The 19,652-nt window shown below is 73.9% G+C and carries 15 protein-coding genes; 4 read left to right on the top strand and 11 right to left on the bottom strand.

Annotated elements, in window-relative coordinates; genetic code table 11:
* Window positions 1–10 precede the first annotated feature (10 nt).
* On the bottom strand, window positions 11–613 hold the full coding sequence (gene folE / locus QSK10_RS21540; protein ID WP_285664726.1) for a GTP cyclohydrolase I FolE: 603 nt from the start codon (window positions 611–613) through the stop codon (window positions 11–13).
* Window positions 614–700: 87 nt separating this feature from the next.
* Between folE and QSK10_RS21535 the strand changes: the two genes are divergently transcribed.
* Both QSK10_RS21535 and QSK10_RS21530 read left to right on the top strand, forming a co-directional pair.
* Entirely contained in the window at window positions 701–1,342 is a 642-nt protein-coding gene (locus QSK10_RS21535; RefSeq protein WP_285664725.1) for a helix-turn-helix transcriptional regulator, read from the top strand.
* 48 nt (window positions 1,343–1,390) lie between these two features.
* Window positions 1,391–2,890, top strand: a complete 1,500-nt coding sequence (locus QSK10_RS21530) for a serine/threonine protein kinase (protein ID WP_285664724.1) — start codon at window positions 1,391–1,393, stop codon at window positions 2,888–2,890.
* Here the strand turns inward: QSK10_RS21530 and QSK10_RS21525 are convergent.
* From QSK10_RS21525 to QSK10_RS21510, 4 genes are all read right to left on the bottom strand, one after another.
* Entirely contained in the window at window positions 2,887–4,656 is a 1,770-nt protein-coding gene (locus QSK10_RS21525; RefSeq protein WP_285664723.1) for a S8 family serine peptidase, read from the bottom strand. The two genes, QSK10_RS21530 and QSK10_RS21525, sit on opposite strands and share 4 nt — an antisense overlap.
* 91 nt (window positions 4,657–4,747) lie before the next feature.
* A complete protein-coding gene (locus tag QSK10_RS21520; RefSeq protein ID WP_285664722.1) occupies window positions 4,748–7,177 on the bottom strand; it encodes a helix-turn-helix domain-containing protein in 2,430 nt (809 codons plus the stop codon).
* Between the two features lie 31 nt (window positions 7,178–7,208).
* On the bottom strand, window positions 7,209–8,324 hold the full coding sequence (locus tag QSK10_RS21515) for a hypothetical protein (protein WP_285664721.1): 1,116 nt from the start codon (window positions 8,322–8,324) through the stop codon (window positions 7,209–7,211).
* A 52-nt stretch (window positions 8,325–8,376) separates the two neighbouring features.
* On the bottom strand, window positions 8,377–9,117 hold the full coding sequence (locus QSK10_RS21510; protein ID WP_285664720.1) for a DUF8817 family protein: 741 nt from the start codon (window positions 9,115–9,117) through the stop codon (window positions 8,377–8,379).
* Window positions 9,118–9,261: 144 nt separating this feature from the next.
* Between QSK10_RS21510 and QSK10_RS21505 the strand changes: the two genes are divergently transcribed.
* Window positions 9,262–12,420 carry a CHAT domain-containing protein gene (locus tag QSK10_RS21505; RefSeq protein ID WP_285664719.1) on the top strand — a complete coding sequence of 1,053 codons (3,159 nt, stop codon included), beginning with the start codon at window positions 9,262–9,264 and terminating at the stop codon, window positions 12,418–12,420.
* Between the two features lie 74 nt (window positions 12,421–12,494).
* Window positions 12,495–12,878: a nuclear transport factor 2 family protein gene (locus QSK10_RS21500; RefSeq protein ID WP_285664718.1), complete on the top strand. Its 384-nt coding sequence runs from the start codon at window positions 12,495–12,497 to the stop codon at window positions 12,876–12,878.
* On the opposite strand, the gene QSK10_RS21495 is transcribed toward QSK10_RS21500, so the two are convergent.
* The 6 genes from QSK10_RS21495 to QSK10_RS21470 are packed head-to-tail and all read right to left on the bottom strand — an operon-like array spanning window position 12,875 to window position 19,423.
* A complete protein-coding gene (locus QSK10_RS21495; protein ID WP_285664717.1) occupies window positions 12,875–13,618 on the bottom strand; it encodes a hypothetical protein in 744 nt (247 codons plus the stop codon). The two genes, QSK10_RS21500 and QSK10_RS21495, sit on opposite strands and share 4 nt — an antisense overlap.
* A 34-nt stretch (window positions 13,619–13,652) precedes the next feature.
* Window positions 13,653–14,942, bottom strand: a complete 1,290-nt coding sequence (locus QSK10_RS21490) for an aminotransferase family protein (protein ID WP_285664716.1) — start codon at window positions 14,940–14,942, stop codon at window positions 13,653–13,655.
* Entirely contained in the window at window positions 14,939–15,649 is a 711-nt protein-coding gene (locus tag QSK10_RS21485) for a CoA-transferase subunit beta (protein WP_285664715.1), read from the bottom strand. The genes QSK10_RS21490 and QSK10_RS21485 overlap by 4 nt, the downstream gene beginning before the upstream one ends.
* Window positions 15,646–16,551: a CoA transferase subunit A gene (locus tag QSK10_RS21480; RefSeq protein ID WP_285664714.1), complete on the bottom strand. Its 906-nt coding sequence runs from the start codon at window positions 16,549–16,551 to the stop codon at window positions 15,646–15,648. The genes QSK10_RS21485 and QSK10_RS21480 overlap by 4 nt, the downstream gene beginning before the upstream one ends.
* Window positions 16,548–17,882, bottom strand: coding sequence for an aminotransferase class III-fold pyridoxal phosphate-dependent enzyme (locus QSK10_RS21475; protein WP_285664713.1), 1,335 nt, complete (start codon window positions 17,880–17,882; stop codon window positions 16,548–16,550). The genes QSK10_RS21480 and QSK10_RS21475 overlap by 4 nt, the downstream gene beginning before the upstream one ends.
* Window positions 17,879–19,423, bottom strand: coding sequence for an aldehyde dehydrogenase family protein (locus QSK10_RS21470; protein WP_285664712.1), 1,545 nt, complete (start codon window positions 19,421–19,423; stop codon window positions 17,879–17,881). Before QSK10_RS21470 ends, QSK10_RS21475 begins: the two co-directional genes overlap by 4 nt.
* Window positions 19,424–19,652 lie beyond the last annotated feature (229 nt).

The following is a 19,652-nucleotide window of genomic DNA, read 5'->3' as shown; positions in this document are numbered from 1 at the left end:
CGTCGGCGTGTCAGGCCGCGATGCCGGTCAGCGCGAAGAACTCCCGGCGCGTGCGGGCGTCCTCGCGGAGGGTGCCGTGCAGGGCCGAGGTGACCGTCTTGGAGCCGGTGGCCAGGACGCCGCGCAGGGACATGCACATGTGCTCGGCCTCGATGACCACGCCGACGCCGAGGGGGTCGAGGTGCTCGCCGAGCCAGTCGGCGACCTGGCGGGTGAGGCGTTCCTGGACCTGGAGGTCGCGGGCGAACAGCTCCACGACGCGGGCGAGCTTGGAGAGGCCGAGGATGCGCTTTCCGGGCAGGTAGCCGACGTGGGCGACGCCGTGGAAGGGCAGCAGGTGGTGCTCGCAGAGGGAGCGGACGGGGATGTTCTTGGCGAGCACGAGCTCGTCGTAGCCCTCGTCGTTGGGGAAGGTCGTCAGGTCGAACTCGCGGGGGGTGAGCATCTCGGCGAAGCTGGCCGCGACGCGTCTGGGCGTATCGGCCAGATGCTCGTTGCCGGGATCGCGGCCGAGGGCGGTGAGCAGGTCGGCGACGGCCTTCTCGGCGGCGGCCAGGTCCATTTCGGAGCGGTTCCCGGTGACGCGGCGGGTGATGTCGGCGTCGATGGTCATGATTTCTCCTTCTAAGACAAGCAATGACTGTTATTAGAAGTCGGTCGATCTCTTCTGTCAACCGGCATTGGTCATAGAATGCGGGGCATGGAGGACACCCAGCTCGCGGCGGTCGCGGCGCTCGACGAGCCCAACCGGCGCAGGCTCTACGAGTACGTCGCGCGCCAGCCGGAGCCGGTCGGGCGCGACGAGGCGGCCGCGGCGGTGGGACTGGCGCGCGCCACGGCGGCCTTCCACCTGGACCGGCTGGTCGAGCAGGGCCTCCTCGACGTCGACTACCGCAGGCTCACCGGGCGCAGCGGGCCCGGCGCCGGGCGCACCGCCAAGGTCTACCGCCGGTCCGGACGCCAGTTCGCGCTCAGCCTGCCCGCGCGCAGCTACGAGCTGGCCGCGCGGCTGCTGGCGGCGGCCGTGGAGGAGTCCGACGCCACGGGCGCCCCGGCACGGCAGGTACTGGAGCGGCTGGCGCGCGAGGCCGGGCGGGCGATGGCCGGTGACGGCGAGCTGGTGCGCGTCCTGGAGGAGAACGGCTTCGAGCCGCGCGCCGGGGACGACGGCATCGCCCTGGGCAACTGCCCCTTCCACGCGCTGGCCGCCGAGCACGGCGCGCTGGTGTGCGGGATGAACCTGCGCCTGCTGGAGGGCATCGCCGAGGGGCGCGGCTACACCGTCGGCTTCGACACGGGCCCGGGCGCGTGCTGCGTCCGGCTGGATCCCGGGGCGCGTTGACAACCGGCGCGGGTGCGTTAGTGTCGGCCCCATCGCGGGAGGACGAGTGTGGCAGCCGGGGACCTGATCGGCGGACGTTACCGCTTAACGAAGCGCATCGCGGCCGGTGGCATGGGCGATGTCTGGCGCGGGCTCGACACCCGCCTGGGACGCCGCGTGGCGGTGAAACTGCTGCACCCGGGCCTGGCCGAGGACGCCGCATTCAAGGCGCGCTTCGTGTCCGAGGCGAACCTGGTGGCCGCCCTCAACACCCGCAGCGTCGCCGCGATCTACGACTGCGGCGAGGAGGACACCCCCGAGGGCACCCGCGCCTACCTCATCATGGAGCTGGTCGAGGGCCGCTCGCTGGCCGAGGTGCTGCGCGAGGACGGTCCGCTGCCGGTGCGGCTGGCCGCGCGCGTGATCGCCGCGGCCGCCGAGGGACTGGGCGCGGCCCACGCGGCCGGGATCGTCCATCGCGACGTCAAACCGGCCAACATCCTCATCGCCCGGCGCGGGGTCGTGAAGATCATCGACTTCGGGATCGCCCGCGTCAGCGGCGAGACCGGGCTGACCGCGACCGGCTCGGTGATCGGGACGATCGCCTACACCGCGCCCGAGCAACTGACCGACCAGGACCCGACGCCCGCCGGAGACGTCTACTCCCTCGGTGTGGTCGCCTATGAGTGCCTGGCCGGGACGCCGCCCTTCGGCGCCGACAACCCGGCGGCGGTGATCTTCGGGCACCTCGCGCAGGACCCGCCGCCGCTGCCGGAGACGGTCCCGGCCGCGCTGTCGGCGGCGGTCATGCGGGCGCTGCGGAAGGAGCCGGGCGAGCGCTGGAAGTCGGTGCGGGCCTTCGCGCACGCCTGCCGGGAGGCGGTCGGGGCGCAGCCGGCCGAGACGGTGGTGGCCGAGGACGAGGCTCCGCCGGCCGGGACTCCCCCGGGGCCGCGCCGCCGTCCCCTGGTCCTGGCGGCCGTGCTGGCCCTGGCCGTGCTGCTGGCGCTGGCGCTGGTCCTGCGGCCGTGGCGGAACCTCGGGCCGGGCGAGCGCGATGACGCCGGTGGAGCGCCGTCGGTGTCGGCGGACCCGCCCGTGGCGAGCGCTCCGGAGAGCGCGGCCCCGTCGTCCCCGTCTCCCTCGCCGAGCCCGTCGGCGTCCGGCGAAACGAAACCGCAGGACGGCGGGCGTACCGGCCCCGGCAACGACGACGGCGGGAACCCGGGTGGCGATCCCGGTGGCGGCGATCCCGGCCCGGGCCCCGATCCGCACACCGCGAAGGTCCCGAACCTGTCGGGGATGATGCTGCGCGACGCCAAGTCGCGGCTGGCCGAGGAGGGCTTCACGCACACCCGGCCGGTCTTCAAGCGGGCCTGGAACCAGCCGAACTGCCTGGTCTACGGCCAGTCCCCGGCCGCGGGTGAGTCGGTCGACAAGGCGGTGACCGTCCAGATCGACTACTACATCAGCAATCCGGCCACGTGCGATCCCGATGAGCTCGCCGCCCGCTCCGTGGCGCATGTGCGAGGGACGCCACCGTGGTGGCGTCCCTCGTCCCCGGGCTAGGAGATGTAGAAGCAGATCGGTGAGTTCACCACCTTGCTGCACCGCACGGTGTGCGTGGCCGAACCGGCCTGGCCCTTCCCGTCGGTGACGGTGAGCCGGACGGTGTAGATCTTGGTGACGTTGGGGTAGGCGTGCGCGGCGGTCTTGCCGCTGGCGGTGGTGCCGTCGCCGAAGTTCCAGGCGTAGGAGGCGATCGGGCCCTCGGCGTCATTGGATCCGGAGCCGTCGAAGGTGCAGTTGCCGCTGTTGCAGCGGCCGGTGAAGGCCGCCGAGGGGGGCAGGTCCCCGGCCTTGGCGATGCGGCGGCCGACGTTGGTCTTGCCGGAGTTGTCGGTGACGGTCAGCCGCACGCTGTAGTAACCGGCCGCCGAGTAGGTGTGCGAGACGGTCTTACCCGTGCCGGTGGTGCCGTCGCCGAAGTCCCAGGCGTAGCCGGTGATGGTGCCGTCGGGGTCGGCCGAGGCACCGGCGTCGAAGGAGCAGGTGAGGTTCTGCGTGGAGCAGCTCGCGGTGAAGGACGCCGTGGGGCGGCCCGGGTCGGGGTTGGCCGGGTAGTCGGCGGTGGAGGACACGTCCAGCAGCGGCTCGCGGAAGCCGTCGCCGGAGTCGTCGGACCAGGCGGTGTTGCCGGTGTCCATCAGGCGCTGGCGGACGGCGAGGGCGCCGTCGCGTCCGGACGCGTGGTGGCCGCCGGCGGTCAGCAGCGCGGCGGCTCCGGCGACGTGGGGTGAGGCCATGGAGGTGCCGCTGAGGGTGGCGTATCCGCCGTCCTTGCTGGTGGAGTAGATGCACACGCCGGGGGCGGCGATCTCCACGGCGGGACCGAAGTTGCTGAAGTCGGCGAGGGTGTCGTCCTGGTCGGCGCGGCACGTGGAGGCCGCGCCGCCGCCGGGGGTGCCGTTGAAGTCGGCGAGGGCGGAGACGGTGATGACGTCGGGGTGGTTGGCCGGGGAGAAGGTGCGGGCGTCCTTGTGGTTGTTGCCGGCGGCGACGGCGAAGACGACGCCTTTGCCGACGGCGTTGGCGATGGCGCGGTTCATGGCGTCGTTGTCGCAGTTCTCGCAGCCGAGGCTCATGTTGGCGACCTCGATCTCGTCGGCGTGGGCGGCGACCCAGTCGATCCCGGCGATGACGCCGGAGAGCTGGCCGCTGCCGGAGGCGTCGAGGACCTTCACCGACCAGATCCGCGCGCCGGGGGCCATGCCGACGACGCCGACGCCGTTGTCGCGGGCGGCGGCGATCCCGGCGACGTGGCTGCCGTGGCCGTGGTCGTCGACGCCGGTGCCGTCGGTACAACTGGTGGTGTTGAGGCAGCTGGTGCGGGCGACGACGTTGAGGTCGGGGTGGCCGACGTCGACGCCGGTGTCGATGACGGCGATGTCGGCGTCCACGCTGTAATCGTCGCTGCCGTTGATGCGCAGGTTCGGGTTGGACGCGGCGTAGGCGCGTTTGACGCCGGTGGGGACGGTGTCGGTGACGTGGACCTCGTGGTCGGCGTCGACGGAGGCCACCAGCGGGTCGGCGCGCAGGGCGTTCGCGCCGGCGGTGGTGAGCTCGGCGGAGAAGCCGTGGATCGCCGAGGTGTAGAGGTGCCCGGCGTGCCCGCCGTACCGGTTCACGTGCCGGGAGAGAACGGAGGCGGGGTCGGCGCCGTCGCGCAGGACGACGATGTAGGAGCCGGTCTCGGAGGCCTGTGCCGGTGCCGGGACCGCCAGCGTGGCCAGGGCGACGGTCGCTCCTAAGAGGACGGTGAGAGGTGTGCGCACTGTTTCCTCCAGGTTGGAAGGGACTGGTGGGCATCCTCGCGGTCGCGGCGGCGGGCCATCAATCGTGGCGATGCTGGGTGGCGCCACCCAATCAATGCGCCTCGGGCGGCAGGACGACCCGGTCGCGCGCGGGCGCGTCCAGCTTGCGCAGCACGCTGGCGACGTGGTGTTCGACGGTGCGCACCGACAGGAACAGGACCTCGGCGATCTCGCGGTTGCCGCGCCCGGCGGCCAGCAGCCGCGCCACGTCGCGCTCGCGGGGTGACAGGCTCCGGCCGTAGCCGGGGCGTCCGCGGCCGCGTGAGGGCGGCTCGCCGTGCTCGCGGAGCAGGCGGGCGCAGCGGGCGGCGTCGTGGGTCGCGCCCAGGGACTCCAGCAGTGCCAGGGCCCGCGTCAGTGGTCCGGTGTCGGATCGGCGGCGGGCCTCGGCCTCCAGCTGGAGCGCACCGTCGTAGGGGCGGCCGATGGCGGCATACAGCGCGGCGGCCTCGGCGTGGGCGTCCGGATCGCCGGACAGCGCCGCCCGGCAGGCGGCGAGCGCGGCCCGTCCGGCGGGGTAGTCGCAGCCCTCGATCGCGGCGGCGAACTCGGCGGTGAGCGCCTTGGCTCCGGGTGCGTCATCGGCGTCGAGGAGGCCGGTCACGGCGGTGTGGGCGAGTTCGGCGGCCCAGGTCCAGAGTCCCTTGGCGCGCAGGCGGTCCAGGGCTTCGAGGAGTTCGTGCGCGGCCGGTTCGCCGGTGCGGGCGGCGAGCCGGGCGCGGGCGGCCACCGCCGCCATCGCCTCGGCCTCCATGCGGCGCGGGTCGGGCCGCAGGCCGGGGTGGGCGAGATGCCGTGCGGCGTCGGCGAACTCGCCGCGGGCGATGGCCAGTTCGCCCAGGACGAGCGCGCCGGTGCAGGCCACGAACGGGGTGTCGGCGTAGGCGGTGACGTGGGCGGTGGCGCGTTCGGCCAGGCCGTCCCAGTCGCCGCGCAGGTGGGCCAGGCGCAGGCGCGTGCACTCCAGGACCGGCCGGGTGTAGACGTCGCTGACCCGCCGCGTCAGGGCCTCGGCGTGCTCCAGGTGCGTGGCGGCGGCGCGGTCGTGGCCGAGGGCGAGCGCGGCGGCGGCGACGTTGCTGTGGCCGCGCAGGAGTTCGCGGCGCACGGCCGCCTCGTCGGCGTGGACGGGGGTGGCGGCGGCCTCGGTGATGCCGCGCGGGTCGCCGAACTGGAGGAGCGCGGTGACGAGGTTGACGCGCGCGGCGGCACGTGGTCCGGGGTCGCCGCGCTCGGGCAGGGCGCGTTCGGCGCGGGCGAGCCAGCCGGCGTGCTCGGCGGCGGGCGCCGATCCCCAGTAGGGCAGGGCGAGGGCGGTCATGGCGCGGGCGGCTAGCGCGGGACGGCGGCGCAGTTCGGCGGCGGCGAGGGCGAGCTGGGCGCGTCCGCCGTCGCTGTCGCCGTCCTGGTTCATCAGCAGCAGCCCGAGCTGGAGGCGCAGCTCGCCTCTCGCGCCGACGGGGATGCGCTCGTCGGCGATGGCGTCGAGGAGCAGCGCGATCGCCTCGCGGGCCTCCAGTCCGGTGACGACGAGGTGGTTGAGGCGTTCGCCGACCTTGGCGCGCAGGCGGGGCGGCAGGTCGCGGTCGGCGAGGAGCTCGCGGAGCAGCCCGGCGAGGTTCCGGCCGCCTCCGGCGCACAGGGCGGCGTCCACGGCGTAGGCGGCGACGGCGGCGAGGTCGCCCGCGCCGCGTCCGTGGCGCAGCAGCTCGGTGAGGTCGCCGGGCTGCCGGGTGAGCTCGGCGAGGATCGCGGCGTGGTGCTCGCGGCGGCGGGCGTGCGGGGTGGCGGCGATGACGGCCTCGGCGATGAGCGGTGGTCCACAGTGGACGTGGTCGCCGTCGGTGGTGGCGAGTCCGTGGGCGAGGGCCTCGTCGAGGCCGGTCATGCCGGGACGTATGGGGGTGGGACGTCCTAGTAACGCCAGGGACTCCACCAGCCGCCGGGCATCGGGGTCCATTGTGGCCAGTCGGCGTGTGGTGTGCTCGCGGACGGCGGCCTCCTCGCCGGTGGCCACCGCGTGCACCAGGCCCGGGACGCCGCCGGTGAGCGCGTGGACGCGCGCGGCCTCGCCGGTGAGGGCGGCGACCTCGGCGGGGGTGAGCGGGACGAGGCCGACGCGGCGTCCCGGGGCGTCGAGCGCGGTCACACCGGTGAGCACCAGGGTCGCGTCGGCCGGGAGCCGTGTGGCCAGGCAGCGCAGGACGACGGCCGAGTCGGCGTCGGCGTGGTCGGCGTCGTCGAGGACGAGCGTGCGGCCCGCGACCAGGCCGCGCAGGCGGCGGCACAGGTCGTAGCGGTCACCGGAGAGATCCACCGGCGCGCCCAGGGCGGCCAGGAGCTCCCGGACGGTGGCCAGCGGCTCGTCCGGCAGCCCTCGGCAGGCGACGAGAACACCGTCGGCGGCGGCCATGCGGGTGGCGTGGTGGGTCTTACCCATGCCGGTGCCGCCGACGATGTGCACGACGCCCGGTGGCTCCATGGGGGCAGCCAACCGGGTGCGGGCGAGGGAGTCAAGGCCGGGACGCCTCGTCGTCCCCGTGCCACCCCAGGCCGTGTGCGGCCAGCACCCGCTCGGCCTCGCCGTCGGCGGCGCCCGCTATCGCGATGTCACCGGCGATCCGCAGGTCGAGGTGCGCGAAGCGCGGGGCCAGCCCGGCAAGCAGCTCCAGCGGCTCGGGTACGTCCTCGATGACCAGGTCCCGGATGGCCAGGTTCCGCAATCGCGGCAGGATCGGATGCGCGGCGAGGACCACGAGGTCGGCGCCCTCCTCGGGCTCGAAGAAGGCCCGGCTCAAGTCGAGGCGGCTCAGCGCGGGGAAGCGTTGCGGGCTCAGCTCCTCCAGCTGGACATTGGTGGCCAGGGTGCCGTGGACGTCGTGGTCGATCTCGACCTCCAGCGAGGTCAGGGCCGGGGTGGAGAACGCGAACAGCGAACCGTCGGCGAAGACGCTGCCCCGGGTCCGCAGCCCGGTGAGGGTCTCGTGGTCCAGGTCGTCGAGAAGGAACGCGCCCTCTAGTTCGATCCGCAGCGCGGGCAGCGCCAGCCAGAGCGCCGCGCCGGCCTCTGCCGGGATGACGGGGTCGTGCAGGTACTTCTCCGGGTTGATCCGGTTGCCGGTGGAGGTCTCGTGCAGGGCGAACAGGATCTCGTAGTCGTGGCCGAGGCTCAGGGACGTCAGCCGCGGCCACGACCGGCGGGCGAGCGCGCGGGCGGCGCGCGCGGCGGAGTGGTGGTAGTCGGTCAGCCGCAGCTCCAGGGCCGCCAGCCGGGCCGCCGCCGGGTGGGTCAGCAGCAGCTCGACCAGCGCCGCCTCCCAGCGTTCGGGGTCGGCGCGGTCCCCGGCGTCGGTCACCAGCTCGCGGCGGCGGGCCGTGCCCTCGGCCGAGAGCCGGAAGGCGGCCCGGTCGATGAAGCCCCGGGACCAGGTGAAGCGCCAGGATCCCTCCGCCCGCGGCCCGTCGAGGCCGAGCTCCCGCTCGGCCTCGGCGTAGTCCGGCTCGCCCCGGTGCTCGGCGTGGATGGCCGCGCCGCGGGGGTCGCCGGCGGCGGTCAGCGCGTCGGCGTAGGCGAGCCAGTCGGCCCAGTCGTCGGACTCCGGGGCGGCCACATCGTCGGCGAAGCGCACGTTCGTCTCCTGGGGTCGGGTGAGAGCACCCTATGCGGCGGCTGTGACGGCCCTACTCCCCCAGCCACTCCCGTAGGTCCCCGGCGTTGCCGAGCTCCGCCTCCACCCGCGCGCGCTCCTCCGCCGTCAGGGCGATCGCCCCCAGCCGCTCGCCCAGGGCGGGGACGCGGTCGTGCTCGCCCATGGCCACCGCCAGCTCGATCATCGCCGCCAGTGCCGTCGCGCGCTCGACCGCCGGGGCGTCGGGGTGCTTACGGAGGGCGGAGTTGAGGGCGCGGTGGGCGGCCTTGTCGTCCTGTTTGAACTCGCGGAGGATGCGGGCGTTGTCCAGGGCCTTCGCCAGGCCAGTCAGCTCTTTCGCACCGCCGTATTCGACTTCGAGGGGCTCGTCGCGGCGGATGAACATGATCGCGTTGCCGGTGGGGTCGACGAGGGTGAAGCGGGAGGCGCCGGGGCGGTATCGGGTGAGGCGGGGGCGGCCGGTGGCCAGGACCTTGCCGTAGGCCTCGCGCATTTTGGCGGTGAGGTGGGCGTGGTAGGGGGCGATGTCGTCGACGTAGACGATGCAGGCGCCGAGGTCCTCATTGGACGGATCGCCGCCCTTGGGCAGGCGGGTCCAATGGAGGGCGAAGCCGCTCCAGGCCATGATCAGGTAGGGGTAGGGCCTGGTCTGGGCGTAGGCCGCGGTGAAGCCGAGGTTCTCGAAGAACTCCCGGGTCTCCTCGACCGAGGCGCAGGGCATGATCGGGGCGGTCGTCTCGTTGGGGCGGACGGTGGCCTCGGCGGTCGCCATGGCTGGGTTCCTCACTGCTCGACGGGTGCGCGGGGCGGTAAGGCTGCCAGGAAATCCCGTCACCGTCCCATGGTGTTGATCGTGGTTTTGCGGGGTTCCGGGTCATGATGGCGTCACCTGGCGCGATGGGCGTAGCGTGGGACGATGGCGCCGCCACCGTCCGAAGAGGACCTTCCCGATCGCCTCACGTCTCCGGTGGAGTACGCGCGGCTGCACGCGATGCTGGGCAACGCGCAGGCCTTCGAGAGCGATGCCGTGGCCGAACTCGACACGGCGATGGGGCACTACCTGCTGTCGCTGCTGGGGCGGCCGGATCCCGGTGTGGTGCGAGGTTTGCGGTACGCCTTCGAGCGGCGGATGGGGCTCACCCCGGAAGAGCGGCGCGAGGGGGTGGCACGGCTGTTGCGGCCGGTGCTGATCGTGCTGCGGTCGCTGGCGGAGTGGGGCGCGCCGGAGCCGGATCCGCGATCGGTGTTCCTGGCGCTGAACGGCGTGGACGAGGAGTCCGGCGGCGCGCTGGACGACGGTACCGAGGACGAGTGGTCGCCCGATCCGGAGCTGTTCGACGCGGTCCGGGTGGAGTGGCACCGGGCACTGCCCGCCGAAGACCTGGTGGCGCTGGTCCAGGAGGAGTTCTGGGCGCAGGACCCGTACCTGCTCATGGAGGCGCTGCGGGCGGTGCTGGCCCAGGACGCGATCCTGCCGGCGTTGCGGGCGCACCTGCTGGTGATGACGGCCGAGCGGCTGCTGTCCGTCCACTGTGGCTCGGCGCTCGACTGGCAGGAGGAACTGCTGGCCGCGCTGGAGGTCGCGCTGGAACTGCACGAGCCCGGCGAGCGGGCGATCCCGCTGCACCTGCTGTCGGTGGCGCACGCCGAGCGGATCCTCGGCGATCACGCCGCCGAGATGGAGCGGGCCATCGACTACGCGACGGCGGCACTGGCGCAGGCCCCCGACGAGGTCGCGATGCGCGCGCAGCTTGGGCAGCTGTACCGCGACCGGCGGCTGGGCGATCCGCGCGGCAACCTCGCCGAGGCCGAGCGGCTGCTGGCGTCCACGGTGGACGATTGGGGCCCGGCGGGTGAGCCGTACCTGTGGGCGCGGGCCATGAACAGCCTCGGCCTGACCCGCCTGGAACTGGGCCGCCTCGGGCGTCCCACCGGCTTCGAGGAGGCCGCCGCCGGCTTCCGCGAGGCCTTGACCGTGCTGACCCGCGACGCCCACGCCTACGAGTGGGCGGGCACGACGGCCAACCTGGGCGCGGCACTGAGCGCGGCCGACGCGCTGGACGAGGCGATCGCGTGCTTCCGGGACGCCCTCGGCATCGAGCGCTCCGCGCCCGAGACCGCCGAGACACGGCACAACCTGGCGCAGGCGCTGCGGGCGTCCGGGCGGCTCGACGAGGCCGCGGAGGAGTTCGCCGAGGTCCTGGCCGTCCACGACGCGGCCACGTTCCCCTTCGAGCACCGGCGCTCGGCGGGTGCGCTCGGCGAGATCCTCGCCGGGCGCGGCGAGTGGGAGCGGGCGCACGAGGTCTTCGACTCCGGCGGGCGGGCCGAGGACCGGCTGCTGGCGGCCGCCGGTGGCGACGCGCGGCTCATCGACGACGTGGTCCGCGAGGGCCACCAGATCGGCGAGCTGGACGCCTACGCGCTCACCGAACTCGGCCGCGCGGCCGAGGCCGTCGCGGCCGTCGAGCGGGGCCGGGCGCGGTCGCTGGCCGAGGCCGTCCGTCCACGCCGGACGGAGCCCGAGCCGGAAGTGCTCCGCTACCGGCGGGCCAGGGCGGCGTGGGTCGCGGCGCAGCTCGCCGTCGACGCTCCACCGGAGGGCAACGACTACGCCGAGCGCCTGGCGCGAGCGGCCGCACTCGGCCGGGCCGCGCGTGAAGCCCGGCACGAGTTCGCCGAGGCGCTGGAGGGCCTCTACGGCAGTGACGCGCCCGCACCCGAGCCGGAGGAGGAGACGCCGGTGGAGGTCCCGCTGGTGTACCTGTTCTCGACCCCGTGGGGCGGCCGCGCGATCCTGACCCGGCCGGGCGATGAGCCGTCGGTGCTGGCGATCCCGGCGCTCACCGACGACGTCGCCACCGGCCTCGGCCAGACCCTCCACCAGGGCACGCTCATCGGCGGCTACTTCGCCGCGCAGGACGGCCTCGGCCCGCGCCTGCTGGCCGCGCGGCCCGGCGTCTCCTTCGCCGACAAGGCCGCCACCCTGCCGGAGGGGACCTTGAGCGCGGCGGCGCGGGCGGTGCTGGCCATGGCCCATCCCGGCCTGCCCGAGAGCACCCTGGCGCCCTATAGCGATCTGGAGCCCGCCGCGCGCTCGCGCCTGGACACCACCCTCGGCCACGAGTTCCTGCGCGCCGAGCTGGCCCGCTGCCTGCCCGCGCTCGCCGAGACCGTGATGGGTCCGCTGGTGGCCTGGCTGCGGGCGTCCGATGTGGACGCCGCCGCGCTCGTCGCCTGCGGCGCGCTGCCCGCGTTCCCGCTGCTGGCCGCCGCTCCTCCGGGGGTCGCCTTCACCATCGCGCCCAGCGCGCGGGCCGTCGCCGGGAGCAGCGAGACCACCCGCGAGGGCGTCTACACCCTCGGCGACCCGCGTCCCACGCACCTGCCCCTGCGCTGGGGCGAGGCCGAGGCCCTCACCGTCGCCGCACTCGCCGGGGACGCCACCAGGGCCCGCGTCGGCGAGGAAGCCACCCGCGCGTGGCTGCTGGAGTCCCTGCGCGAGGGCCACACCGTCGTCGCCTCCTGCCACGGCGAGTTCGACGCGTGGAACGTCTTCGCCTCCCGCCTGTTCCTCGCCCGGGGCGAGACCCTCACCCTCGACGACGTCCTCGGCGAAGCCGCCGACCTGAGCGGGCTGCGGCTGCTGGTCCTGTCGGCCTGCCAGACGGCCGTCATGGACATCCGGCGCGGCGCCCTCGGCGAGGCGCGCGGCCTGGCCACCGGAATGCTCCAGGCGGGCGCGCGGGCGGTGCTGGCCTCGCTGTGGCCGGTCGACGACCGGGCTACCTACCTGCTGATCGTGCGGTTCATGCGCGAATGGCTGCCCGGGAACGGCTCACCCTCGGCGGCCCTGGCCAGGGCGCAGGCATGGCTGCGGGAGGCCACGTACGCCGAGCTCGCCGGTCTGGACGAGGGCCCGGCGGCGGTACGGGGACGCGGCTTCCGCTACGGCGCACAGGAGGCGGCACACTTGGCCGCCGCACTGGCCGGGCGCCGGGCGGAGGTGGATCCGGAGGGGCGGCCCTATGCGGATCCGGTGCACTGGGCCGGCTTCCAAGTGTTCGGTCTTTGACACTTGGAAGAGGCGAACAGAGTGCGGTGTTCGGCGCCTAGGTGATCACCGTCCCCTTGGCTACCCTCGGGGGCATGGACACCGATCGCTTCAACACCACCACGCTGAACGAGGCCGAGAACCGCTTCCAGGCCGCGATGCTGGACAACGACGTGTCCGCCCTCGACGCGTTCCTGCACGACGAGGTGCGCTTCACCGGCCCCGACGGTTCCACCATCGACAAGGCCGCCGACCTGGCCGTGCACCGCTCACGGACGCTGCTGCTGAGCGAGATCGACGAGCTCGGCCGTGAGGTCCAGGTCATCGGCGGGATCGGTGTCACCCGGGTGACCCTGCGCGTCGTGGGGACGCTCGCCGGCGACAAGATCGAGGCGACGATGGCGTACACGCGCACCTGGATCCCCGCCGACAACGGCTGGGTCATCGCCGCCGCGCACGGATCGCTCGTCGCGCCCTAGGGCACCAGCGGCACCGTCGGCGCGTCCACCAGCTCGCCCGTCCGCGTCCGCTTACGGAACAGCATCACCAGGTCGGTGGGCGCGAAGCCGCGTCCGCCGATCACGAACTCCACCCGCGCGCTCAGCGTGAACCGGGCGTGGACGGCCGTCCCGCGCGGCTTGCGGACGAGCAGGTACAGCCGGTGGGGTCCGGCGATCTCGCGCTGTTCGGTGCGCTGGAAGGACCAGGCGGGCCGGTCGCCGCCGAGCCCGAAGGCGACCACGCGGCCGGAGTAGCGGATCAGCTCGGTGGTCTGCTCGCGCGTGGGCAGGCTGAGTTCGGCGCCGATGGCGTCGAAGCCGAAGGACGCCTGCCCGGCCGTGGAGGTCACGGTGACGGTGCGCTGTTCCTCGATGAGGGTGGGGAACATGTCCATCGCGACGGCCCCACCGCCGTCCACGGTGGACAGTTCGACGCCGAGGCGCGCGTCGGCGAAGCGGGAGCCGGGCGCGGCCTGGAAGGAGCACGACAGCCCGACCTGCCAGAACTCCGCGTCCGGGTGGGCGTCGGCGATCTGGGCGGGAACGTCGTCCAGCGGCAGGGCCAGGGGCTCGCCGATGGAGATGTGGCTGGGGTCCCGCAGCGGCAGGGCGACCTCGCCGACGCCGTGGCGGACGCCGGCCAGCCCCAGCTCCTCCTCGACGAGGAGGGCGTCGAGCTCGGAGGGCGCGCCGGAGGCGACGAACAGCTCTTCGGTCATGGACCCATCGTCGCGTGCCCCGGCAAACCGCTCCTCACCGCGTGGCCGCGATCGCCCGCGCGCACAGCGCGATGATCTCGGCGAGCTCGTCCTCGCTTGTGGACAGTGGCGGGCCGAGCAGGACGAGGTCGCCGTCGGTGCCGTCGGCGCAGCCGGTGCCGTGGTAGATCAGCAGGCCGAGGTCGCGGGCGGTGGCGGTGACGCGTTCGGCGAGGCGGTGGGCGCGCGGGTATGGACGCCGTGTGGCGCGGTCGGCGACCAGTTCGATCCCGGTGAGCAGGCCGAGGCCGCGGACGTCGCCGACGCGCTCGTCGGCGGCGAGGACCGCGCGCAGCCCGTCGAGCAGGAACCGTCCCTTGTCGGCGACGCCGGGGACGAGCGGGCGCAGCGCGTCCAGCACCGCCAGCCCGGTCGCGGCGCCGACGAGGTGGTGGGAGTAGGTGAAGCCGTGGGTGAACGCCCCGGCGATGGTGGCGTGGACCTCGCCGGAGGCGATGGCCAGCCCGAGCGGCCAGTACCCGGAGGCCGCGCCCTTCCCGGCGGTGACGATGTCGGCGCGCACGCCCCAGTGGTCGAGCCCGAACCAGGTTCCGGTGCGGCCGAAGCCGGTCATGACCTCGTCGGCGATGAGCAGGACACCGTGGCGTCGGCAGGCCTCGGCGACGCCCGGCCAGTAGCCGGACGGCGGTACGCAGGCGCCCAGGCCCGCCCCGGCGACCGGTTCGGCGATGAAGGCGGCGACGGGCCACTCGGCGAAGAGCTTGTCCAGGGCCGCCACGTGGGCGGCGGCGCAGCCGTCCGGGTGGGCCTCGGGGAAGGGGCAGCGGTACTCGTAGGGCGAGGGCGCGTGGACGGCCGCGCCGAGCCAGGGCGCGTAGGGCGCGCGCAGCCCGTCGCGCCCGGAGGCGTCCAGGGCGCCGCGGGTGTTGCCGTGGTAGGAGCCGCGCCGGGAGACGATCACGTGCCGGTCCTCGCCGCGCGCCAGGTGGTAGGCGCGCGCCATCTTCAGCGCGGTCTCCACCGCCTCGCTGCCGCCGGAGACGGGGTACACGTGGGCGTCGTCGACGGGGACGAGCCCGGCCAGGGCCTCGGCGTAGTCGTCGAGGACGTCGGCGGCGAACATGGTGGCGTGGGCGTAGGAGACCGCGCGGGCCTGGCGGGCGGCGGCCTCGATGACGGTCTCGTTGCCGTGGCCGACGCCGACCACGATCGCGCCACCTGAGGCGTCCAGATAGGACTGTCCGTCGGTGTCCCAGACGCGGGAGCCCAGGGCGGTGGCGACCCGGGGCAGGCTCGCCGGGCCGCGGGCGAAGACGCGGCTCATCGCAGGTAGATCCTCTCCGGGTCGAGTTCCTCGCGCAGGATCCGCAGCTCCTCGGCCGTCGGCGGCGGGGTCTCGGTCACGCCGGGGGCGAGGTCGAGGTCCCAGCCGGTGGCCGCGCGGACCTCGTCGAGGGTCACCCCGGGATGCAGGGCGGTCAGTTCGAGGCGCTCGCCGACGGTGTAGACGCCGAGGTCGGTGATCACCCGGGCGACGCGGGATCCGGGGCTGGTGCGGAAGTCGACGGTGTCCACGAAGGATCGCCGGGACTGTCGCATGAGGACGATGACCTCGCGCGCGTTCTGCGCGATGTCGCAGGCGCCACCCGAGCCGGGCAGCCGGACCTTCGGGTGGTGGTAGTCGTCGCCGATGACGGTGGTGTTGAGGTCGCCGCGCCGGTCGATCTGGGCCGCGCCCAGGAAGCCGACGTCGACCAGGCCGCCCTGGAGGTAGTACTGGAAGAGCTCGGCCATCGGCATGACGGCGAGGGATCCGGTGACCAGGCAGGGATCGCCGATGGACAGCGGGAGCCGGTTGGGGCGGGAGCCGTAGACGCCGGACTCGTAGATCAGCTCGATGCCGGGGGCGACGGTGCGCTGGGCGAGGGCGACGGCGATGTTGGGCAGGCCGATGCCGACGAAGCAGACGCGGCGTCCTTCGAGGGCGCGGGCTCCGGCGACGACCATGGTCTCGGTTCGGGTGAAGGTCATCGGTGGTCTCCGTAGTCGACTTCGCCGGAGAGGGCGGGGCCCGGCAGCAGGTCGTCCCAGTGGGCCTCGCCGAGTTTGGCGAGGTACCCGGCGTGGTCGCTGGTGCCGTGGATCCACTCGTCCAGCCAGGCCGAAAGGCGCTGCGGGTCGCGGCTGATGTGCTCCCAGGCGAGGTAGAAGCGGTTGTCGCGGTCGTAGTGGCCTTGCGCGAAGGACGGGTGGGCGCCGCGCGGGCAGTGCACGACGGCGTCCACGATGAGCCCGGGCAGCAGGACGCGGTTGGGGTCGGCGCGGATGACGCTCTCGGGCACGATCTCCTCGGCCACCACGATGACGCGGCGGGCGGCGAAGGCGGCCTCCTTCTGGCAGCCGAGCAGGCCCCAGGCCTGGGTGTTGCCGTGGACGTCGGCGCGCTGGGCGTGCACGATCGTGACGTCGGGGTTCAGCGGCGGGACGGCGTAGACCTCCTCGCCGTCGAAGGGCGAGGCCACCGTCCTGATGTTCGGGTTGACCGAGGGCAGGTCGCTGCCCTCGAAGCTGCGCAGCGGGTAGAAGGGGAGCTTCGCCGCCCCGGCGGCGTAGCGGCCGACCATCCCGAAGTGCGAGTACTCCTCCACTTCGAAACCGGGGCCTTCCACGAGCCGCCGGATCGCGTGCAGCGAACCGGCGCCGGGGTTGCCCAGCCAGGAGAAGACGAGCTTGCGGGCCACGCCCGCGCCGATCATCTGGTCGTAGATGACGTCGGGGGTCAGGCGGCACAGGGTGAGGTCGCGGCGGCCCTGGCGGATGATCTCGTGCCCGGCGGCGAAGGAGATCAGGTGCGTGAAGCCCTCGATGGCGACGGTGTCGCCGTCGTGGACGAGACCGGCGACGGCCTCGTCCATCGGCAGCAGCTTGCTCACCGCGCGGCCCCGAGGTCGCGGCTCATGCGCAGGTCGGCGGCGACCTCGCTGACGGCCTCGCCGAACAGGCGCAGCCCGGTGGCGGCGTCCTGGCGGGTCAGCGTCAGCGGCGGGGACATGCGGACCACGTTCTCCCCCGCCTCCAGCACCAGCAGGCCGCGCTGGAAGCACGCCTGCTGCACGAGCCCGGCCACGCGCCCGTCGGCGAACTCCACGCCGATCATCAGCCCGACACCGCGCACGTCGCGGACGGTGCCCGGCTCGCGCTCGGCCAGCTCGCGCAGCCCGGTGAGCAGGAAGTCGCCCTGGGCGGTGGCGTTGGCCATCAGGTTCTCCTCGGCGATGACCCGCAAGGTGGCCAGCCCGGCCGCGCAGGGCACGGGGCTGCCGCCGTAGGTGGAGCCGTGGGCGCCCATGGGCCAGCTCTCCATCAGGTCGGCGCGGGCGACGAACGCGCCCAGCGGCAGGCCCGAGGCGATGCCCTTGGCGGTGATGAGGACGTCCGGGCGCACGCCGGTGTGCTCGATCGCCCACATCTTCCCGGTGCGGCCCATGCCGCTCTGGACCTCGTCGGCCACGAGCATGATGCCGTGGCGGTCGCAGATCTCGCGCAGCCGCGCCATCCAGCCCGGCGGCGGGACGATGTAGCCGCCCTCGCCCTGGATCGGCTCGACGAAGACGGCCGCGACCTCACGGGGGTCCACCTGGAAGCGGAAGAGCACGTCCTCCAGATAGGACGGTGAGGCCGGGGCGTAGGGGGCGTGCAGGATGCCGGGCAGCAGCGGCCCGAAGCCCGAGTGGTACTTGGCCTTGGACGCCGTCAGCGTCATCGCGCCGAAGCTGCGGCCGTGGAAGGCGCCGAAGAAGCTGATCGCGTAGGGGCGCCCGGTGGCGAAGCGGACGAGCTTGAGCGCGCCCTCCACCGCCTCGGCCCCGGAGTTGGTCAGGAACGCCCGGGTCGGCACGCCCATCGGCGCCGTCGCGGTCAGTGCCCGGCAGTACTCGGCGTAGATGGGCAGGAAGAAGTCGCTGGCCGAGTAGTGCAGCAGGTTCTCCGCCTGCTCCCGTACCGCCGCCACGACCGTGGGGTGGGCGTGGCCGGTGGAGTTGACCGCGATCCCGGCGTTGAAGTCGAGGAACAGGTTCCCGTCGAGGTCCTCGATCGCGCTGCCGTAGCCGCGCACCGGCGTCATCGGGTACGCGCGCGGCAGCGAGGGGCTGGTGACCGAGGCGTCCAGCGCGACCGCCGCGCGACCGGCGGGCCCGGGGAGGGGCGTGCGCAGGTCGGGCACGGGCCGGGAGGCATCGAACCAGGCAGGAACAGAAGTCATGAGGTCACCACCGTCTGGGATTGTTCGCGCAGGTAGCTCTGGACGTAGTACGGGCCGCCACCGGCCTTGCCGGTGCTGCCGGAGGCCTTCCAGCCGCCGAAGGGCTGGACGCCGGGCCACGCGCCGGTCGTGGCGCCGGCCGGGCGGTTGACGTAGACGACACCGGCCTCGACGCGGGCCAGGAACAGGTCGATCTCGCTCTGCTCGCCGGAGAAGAACCCGGCGGTCAGGCCGTAGGGGGACGCGTTGGCCAGCGCGATGCCCTCCTCGGCGGAGGCCACCGGCGCGACGGCGACCAGCGGCAGGAACAGCTCCCGCCGGAAGATGTCGTCGTCGAGGGGCAGGCCGGTGACGACGGTGGGCGCGACGTAGAAGCCCCCGAGCTCGGTCATCGTCGCGCCACCGGCGGCCACGCGCCCGGCGGAGCGGGCGTGGGCGACGACGTCCTCGTAGCGGGTGACGGCCCCGGCGTCGATGACCGGGCCGACGTAGGTGCCGGGCAGCAGCGGGTCGCCGACCGCGAAGGTCTCGGCGTGCTTCACGAGGCGCTCGACGAAGGCGTCGTGGACGGATGCCTCGACGTAGACGCGGGAGCAGGCCGAGCACTTCTGGCCGGACAGGCCGAAGGCGGAGCGGGCCACGCCGAGCGCGGCGTCGTCCAGGTCGGCCGTGGCGGTCACGATCGCGGCGTTCTTGCCGCCCATCTCGCAGATCGCGGGACCGGCGAAGGCGCGGGTGATCGCCTCGCCGGCGGCGGTGGAGCCGGTGAAGGTGAGCCCGTCGACGCCCGGGTGGGCCACGAGGGCGCGGCCGGGTTCGTCGCCGCCGGGCAGCAGGTGCAGGACACCGGCGGGCAGCCCGGCGTCCAGCAGGCACTCGGTCAGCAGCAGCGCGCTGAAGGAGCCCTGGAGGCTGGGTTTGAGCACGACGGTGTTCCCGGCGGCCAGCGCGGCCCCGGCGGGTCCGGCGGCCAGGGCCATGGGGAAGTTGAAGGGGCTGATGACCGCCCAGACCCCGTAGGGGCGCAGGACGCTGCGGGTGGTCTCGCGCGGGGCGATGGTGGCCATCGGGCGGTCGAAGCCGTCGTGGGCCTCTACCTGGTCGCAGTAGTAGCGGATCAGGTCGGCCGATTCCTCGACGTCGCCGAGGGCCTCCAGGCGGTTCTTGCCGACCTCCATGGTCATGATCGCGGCCAGCTCAGGCGAGCGTTCGCTGATCAGGTCGGCGGCCCGGCGCAGGACGGCCAGCCGCTCACGCCACGGGGTGGCGGCCCAGGCGGGCGCGGCGGCGCGGGCGGCGGCCACGGCGCGGGCGACGTCGGCGTCCGTGGCGGGCCGGACCTCGGCGAGCACGAGCGCGGTGTCGCCGGGGCTGCGCAGGACGGCGGGCTCGCCGCCGGTCGCGGTTTCGCCGTCGATGATCGGGGCGATGGTGGCGCCGAGCCGGTTGCGGGCGGCGCGGACGCCGTCCTCGTAGGCGGCGTGCAGGCCGGGGTTGTCGGCCGTCAGGGTCGCGTATGTGACCCGGAACCTCTCGGTCACCGGCGCGCTCCTTTCGCGGGTGGGGGCGGCGGTGCCGTCGAGTCTGCGTCAAGAAACCTCGGCGACACAAGACTTCGGCGGGAAAATCTTTCTTTGATTCATCGATCTACCGGAGATTTCTTCTTCTGAAGCAGTCTTCGCAGTAGTTCTTACGGCAGCACGAAGAAGCGAGCGGCGGGGACGCCGGTCGCCGGGAACGCGGGCGCGCGACCCTCCTTTCTGGACGGTG

The organism is Actinorhabdospora filicis (assembly GCF_030269765.1).
Lineage (GTDB): Bacteria > Actinomycetota > Actinomycetes > Mycobacteriales > Micromonosporaceae > Actinorhabdospora > Actinorhabdospora filicis.
Note: the sequence above shows the minus strand (reverse complement) of the source record. Positions and strands in the feature narration are given on the sequence as shown.

Bases quoted from the DNA above. Each gene is read 5' to 3' on its own strand.
- folE (WP_285664726.1), bottom strand. From the start codon at position 613: ATGACCATCGACGCCGACATCACCCGCCGCGTCACCGGGAACCGCTCC.
- QSK10_RS21535 (WP_285664725.1), top strand. From the start codon at position 701: ATGGAGGACACCCAGCTCGCGGCGGTCGCGGCGCTCGACGAGCCCAAC.
- QSK10_RS21520 (WP_285664722.1), bottom strand. From the start codon at position 7,177: ATGGAGCCACCGGGCGTCGTGCACATCGTCGGCGGCACCGGCATGGGT.
- QSK10_RS21510 (WP_285664720.1), bottom strand. From the start codon at position 9,117: ATGGCGACCGCCGAGGCCACCGTCCGCCCCAACGAGACGACCGCCCCG.
- QSK10_RS21505 (WP_285664719.1), top strand. From the start codon at position 9,262: ATGGCGCCGCCACCGTCCGAAGAGGACCTTCCCGATCGCCTCACGTCT.
- QSK10_RS21500 (WP_285664718.1), top strand. From the start codon at position 12,495: ATGGACACCGATCGCTTCAACACCACCACGCTGAACGAGGCCGAGAAC.
- QSK10_RS21495 (WP_285664717.1), bottom strand. From the start codon at position 13,618: ATGACCGAAGAGCTGTTCGTCGCCTCCGGCGCGCCCTCCGAGCTCGAC.
- QSK10_RS21490 (WP_285664716.1), bottom strand. From the start codon at position 14,942: ATGAGCCGCGTCTTCGCCCGCGGCCCGGCGAGCCTGCCCCGGGTCGCC.
- QSK10_RS21485 (WP_285664715.1), bottom strand. From the start codon at position 15,649: ATGACCTTCACCCGAACCGAGACCATGGTCGTCGCCGGAGCCCGCGCC.
- QSK10_RS21475 (WP_285664713.1), bottom strand. From the start codon at position 17,882: ATGACTTCTGTTCCTGCCTGGTTCGATGCCTCCCGGCCCGTGCCCGAC.